Origin of the sequence: Yinghuangia sp. YIM S10712 (assembly GCF_051388935.1) — a bacterium.
Classification (GTDB): Bacteria; Actinomycetota; Actinomycetes; order Streptomycetales; family Streptomycetaceae; genus Yinghuangia.
Genome location: NZ_JBPKBI010000068.1, coordinates 1 through 1,546 on the forward strand (window position 1 = coordinate 1; position 1,546 = coordinate 1,546).

General features: G+C 72.4%; 2 protein-coding genes. Both read left to right on the plus strand.

The genetic code is table 11. The features are described 5' to 3' along the window. Window positions 1-136: arginine deiminase family protein (locus tag ACRX5W_RS33210; protein WP_436792116.1), on the plus strand; the 136-nt coding region annotated here is incomplete at its 5' end. 310 nt (window positions 137-446) lie between these two features. Further along, window positions 447-1,337: a universal stress protein gene (locus ACRX5W_RS33215; RefSeq protein ID WP_436792115.1), complete on the plus strand. Its 891-nt coding sequence runs from the start codon at window positions 447-449 to the stop codon at window positions 1,335-1,337. Window positions 1,338-1,546: the final 209 nt, after the last annotated feature.

The following is a 1,546-nucleotide window of genomic DNA, read 5'->3' on the forward strand; positions in this document are numbered from 1 at the left end:
GCGCAACGTCACCACCAACACGCACCTGCGCAAGAACGGCATCGAGGTCATCGCGATCCGCGGCAGCGAACTGGGCCGCGGGCGCGGCGGCCCGCGCTGCATGAGCTGCCCCGTGGAACGCGACGCCGCGTTGTGACGCGCTGCCGCCGAGTCCTGCCTCGCCTCCCGCACGTGCGAGGATCCGCCGAACCGCACCGGCCGCGCGGAACAGTCGTCACCCACGCGGCCGGTCACCACGAGGGGAGACGTTGCAGGCGACGACGACACAGAGATGTTGCCGTTCGGCTCGGGCCGCCGCGCGGGCGACGCCGCGGCACTCGCATGCGGGCGCACACAGGCGACCGGCCTGAGGGGCCTTTCGGCCCTGTGAGCGAGGCCGTTGCCGCGGCAGTCTTCTCCCTGCGGAGACCGTGCATCCGTTCAATGTCTCTGCGGAGGGGAATGCAATGTCCGAGACACTCGCGAACCCGCCGGTGGTGGTCGGTTTCGAGGACGACGACGCCGGCCGGAGAGCCGTGGTGTGGGCAGCCGACCACGCGGCGCGGGTGAAGTGTCCGCTCACTGTGGTCCATGTCCTCGACTGGCCTGTGACTGCGGACTCCGAAGCGATGAGTGGTTCAAGCGAAGCCACATGGCGTGCCGAAGCACGCGCGGCCGGGCAGCGGGTCCTGGACGTCGGCGCGGCGCTCGCATGCGGCCGACAGCCCGGCGTGGAGGTGCAACGGCGGCTTGCCGACGGGCCGCCGTCCGAGGCATTGCTGTCCGCGGCCACCGGCGCCGGCGCTTTGGTCCTGGGTTCTCGGCGGCTGTCCTCGCTTCGGCAGATGCTGACCACGGGGAGCGTCGCTGTCCCGGTGAGCACGCGCGCGCCGTGCCCGCTGGTGGTCGTGCGGCATGCCGAGCACAGTGCGGCCCGTCCCCGGAAGATCGTGGTCGGGGTGGACGGCTCCCCCGCGTCGGAGCGTGCGCTGGCGTGGGCGTTCGACGAAGCCTCACGACGGGACGCGACGGTGCTGGCTGTGTCGGCCCTCTCCGTCCCGCACTCCCCGTTCGCGACCGTGGCCGCGGCGCAGGCGATGAGCGACGCGGCGGTGACGCTGGAGCGCGCGCTGATCCGGTGCGGCAGGGCGTACCCCGACGTCCGGTCGCGCCCCGTTGTCGTCGCCGGGCATCCCGCCCGTCAACTCGTCGACGAGGCCGAGGACGCGCTGTGCCTCGTGATCGGCACGCATGGCCGGGGCGGATTCGTCGAGATGCTGCTCGGGTCGGTGAGCCGGGAACTGATCCACCGGGCCCCGTGTCCGCTCGTACTCGTCCCGGAGACGTTCGACGCCTGAGGCTGGTCAGGTGGTGAGCGGGACCCGCGCCCGTGAGAACGGTTCCGGAGCCGCCCTCACGGGGGCGGACCCGGCACCGTTGTCCGTGTGGCCCGTATCAGTCGGCCGCATGCCGTCGGGCTTGCGTCGTCGGCGCGGGGCGGTTCAGTTCGGTGGCGAACACGGCTGCCTGCACGCGCCGTTCGAGGCCGAGCTTGCCCAGCAGCGCG

Coding starts and splice junctions, on each gene's coding strand:
- ACRX5W_RS33215 (WP_436792115.1), top strand. CDS start 447: ATGTCCGAGACACTCGCGAACCCGCCGGTGGTGGTCGGTTTCGAGGAC.